This window comes from Carboxydocella sp. ULO1 (assembly GCF_002049255.1).
Taxonomy (GTDB): domain Bacteria; phylum Bacillota.
Window position 1 is genome coordinate 1 of record NZ_BDLQ01000152.1, and the last position, 3,026, is coordinate 3,026.

Sequence of the window (3,026 nt, forward strand, 5' to 3'; positions counted from 1 at the left end):
GCTGGCAGATTGAAATTTTCTTCAAGTGGCTCAAGCAACACCTGCACGTCAAACATTTATATGGTCTTAGTCAGCAGGCAGTAGAAAATCAGTTATATATCGCATTGGCACATACTGTTTATTGAAGATGATCCAAATAAGGACAGGGTGTGAAGGACCACTGCTGACTGTAAAAAGGTTTGTTTGCGCCTGTATTTATGAGCCCTACGAGGTATTTAGGAAAAAACTAAGTAAACAGAAGAAGCGAACGTCCAAAGGACGACGAAGACTAAATTACGAAGCAATATATGAGTTAACAGTAAGGCAAGTAATGGACGGAGAAACAAATTTTCTGAATGAAGTGAGTTATGACCCAATTATATTGTAAAGCAAAATGGCTGACAAAATGTGGAATAGGACTACCCTCTATTACCACTATCCCTTTTGGCCAAAGAACTGGAGTCCTTAATTACATATAATTACATAAATGTCATATATACCATAATGCGTAATGACCAAAACATAGTTGACTACCATTCATAAAATTAATGCAACGCTACTGAATTATTCTGGCAAAATTTAATCCAGTTTCATTTAGTTTAAGTCCCAGTCTCTCCACTGTGCGCAGATTTACCACCAATTCCAGATTATCCGGTGTTTCCACAGGTATCTGTTTCGGCTGCTGTCCCTGTAAAACTTTGGCTACTATTCTGGCTCCCTGGTATCCCTGATTATACATAGAAACGCCGTAAGCGGCGAAATAACCCCGGTCCGCTTCCTGTTCAATGATGCCCATAACCGGAATCTTGTTTTGCCAGGAAAAGGCAAGCAAGTCCTGGGTTAAAGTTTCAATCAAAAAACTTGACAAAGGAAGAATAGCATCATAGTTCTGCACCGATTGCCGATTTAGTTTTGTTTTAAAGTCTGTTCTGGAACTTACCGCTATGGTTTTTATTACTATCCCTAAATCTTTAGCCGTATTTTGAACTATTTTCAAACTGGTATAACCGGGAGGAACGTTAGGATCGTAGATAACAATAACTTTCTGCACATAAGGTAACAGTTTCTTTAATAATTCCAATCTTTTCCCGGCCAGCTCAGCATGATAATTATCCACACCGGTAATTTGTGCTCCCGGGTCAATAAAGCTTTTTACTATACCTCGTTGTACCGTAGAAGCAGCTCCAATAAAAACAATGGGAATGTTCTGATTCTCAGCTGCTATTTTCAGGGCATCAGCTTCCACACCCCCGGTTGCTACCAGCACATCCGGCTTCTCATGTACTAACTTCCGGGCCAAAGGCAAGAGCTGTTCCCGCTCACCCTGAGCATTTAAAATTATATAGGTAACGTCTTTTCCCTCGGTAATTCCCAGGTCAGCTAAACCTTGCTTAAAGCCAACGATTTTTTCCGCTTTAGCATTGCTGGCAGCCAGGATACCGACAGACCATTTGGTCGGCTCAGTTTTTGAAGCAATTTGACAGCCCAAAATAACAATAATTCCTGTTAGCAACATCAAAATATAAATAGCCTTTTTTCCCATTGTATACACCTCAATCTAATAAATTCCATTTTTTAAATAGCGCTGACTGCCCTTATTGTTTCCAGAAAAAGATTTTCTACATTATTATTAAAAATCCTTTAAAATCAGTGATTCAATATAACTTTGACTAATATCAGCTAAAAGATTACAATATAACTTAAGAATTCCGGAAAGGAGTGATCGTAATGTCCGCAGAAACAGTTAAGCTGACCAAACTGGCTGCCTGCGCCGGCTGAGCGGCCAAGCTCAGTCCTCAGGACCTGGCGCAGGTACTGCGCCATTTACCGCAAATAAATGACCCCAATGTCCTGGTTGGCACCAATACCGCCGATGATGCCGCTGTTTATCGTATCAATGATGAGCTGGCGATAGTCCAGACTGTCGACTTTTTCACACCCGTAGTGGACGACCCCTATACTTTCGGTCTGATTGCCGCAGCCAATTCCCTCAGTGACATCTATGCCATGGGCGGTAAGCCTCTCTTTGCCCTGAATGTAGTAGGCTTCCCGGAAAAAAGGTTGCCTATGGAAGTCCTGGGCGATATCCTGCGCGGCGGTGCAGATAAAGCCGCTGAAGCAGGTATTAGCATTGTAGGCGGCCACACTGTTTCGGACCAGGAGCCCAAATACGGTCTGGTTGTCACCGGGATAATTCATCCCGACCGGATTGTTACCAATGCCGGCGCCCGACCAGAAGATGTTCTCTATCTCACCAAACCCCTCGGCCTTGGTATTATCACCACTGCCCACAAGCGGGATCTGGTTCCTCCCCCCATCCTCGCTGAAGCCGTAGAAGTGATGGGGACTTTGAATAAGGCTGCCGCAGACGCAATGGTGAAGGTAGGAGTCCACGCCTGCACTGACATCACCGGCTTCGGTTTTCTCGGCCACCTCTTTGAAATGATGGCAGGCAGTGGCACGGGAGCCGAAATCGAAGTCAGCCAGGTTCCAGTTTTAGAAGCTGCCTGGGCTTTTGCCAGCCAGGGAGTAGTACCGGGTGGCACCCGTAAAAATCTGGCCTACTTGCAGGATAATTTACAGCTGGATGGCGATTTCAGCGAAGACACCCTGCTGATACTGGCCGATGCCCAGACTTCGGGCGGTTTGCTTATCGCTGTGGCCCCGGAAAAAGCTGAACAGCTGGAGCAGGAACTGGCTGCCGCCGGAGTAGCCACAATCGCTCGTATTGGCGAGGTAATAGAAGCAGAAGCGGGAACCATCATTTTGCGGCAGTAAGTAACAAAGGAAAACACATAAATATTAATGTGTTCTCCTCGTATCATAATATATTTAGAGACTTAATTTGAACGGTAATATTAACCGTTCTTTTTTTGTTCTAAATTTTTCTGTTCTAAATTTTTCTGTTCTAAATTTTTCTGCAACATGAGCCAGAAAATCAGTAGCGTTGCATAAAATTTTTTAGAATTTGTCAAGCTGGGAATTAATTCGATTTAACACAAAATAGGCAGAATTATGCGTTTTTTAGCTGAGAAATATAAAAATCT

At 43.5% G+C, this 3,026-nt stretch carries 3 protein-coding genes; 2 read left to right on the plus strand and 1 reads right to left on the minus strand.

Annotated elements, in window-relative coordinates:
• Positions 1-14: 14 nt before the first annotated feature.
• The gene (locus ULO1_RS15475) at positions 15-125 is read left to right on the plus strand and encodes a hypothetical protein (RefSeq protein WP_376738163.1); all 111 of its coding nucleotides are present in this window, start codon (positions 15-17) and stop codon (positions 123-125) included.
• A 410-nt stretch (positions 126-535) separates the two neighbouring features.
• On the opposite strand, the gene ULO1_RS14145 is transcribed toward ULO1_RS15475, so the two are convergent.
• Complete coding sequence (locus ULO1_RS14145) at positions 536-1,522, minus strand: ABC transporter substrate-binding protein (protein ID WP_079933787.1); 987 nt, start codon at positions 1,520-1,522, stop codon at positions 536-538.
• Positions 1,523-1,707: 185 nt separating this feature from the next.
• Between ULO1_RS14145 and selD the strand changes: the two genes are divergently transcribed.
• A complete protein-coding gene (gene selD, locus ULO1_RS14150) occupies positions 1,708-2,757 on the plus strand; it encodes a selenide, water dikinase SelD (protein ID WP_079933788.1) in 1,050 nt (349 codons plus the stop codon).
• Positions 2,758-3,026 lie beyond the last annotated feature (269 nt).

Bases quoted from the DNA above. Each gene is read 5' to 3' on its own strand.
- ULO1_RS14145 (WP_079933787.1), bottom strand. From the start codon at position 1,522: ATGGGAAAAAAGGCTATTTATATTTTGATGTTGCTAACAGGAATTATT.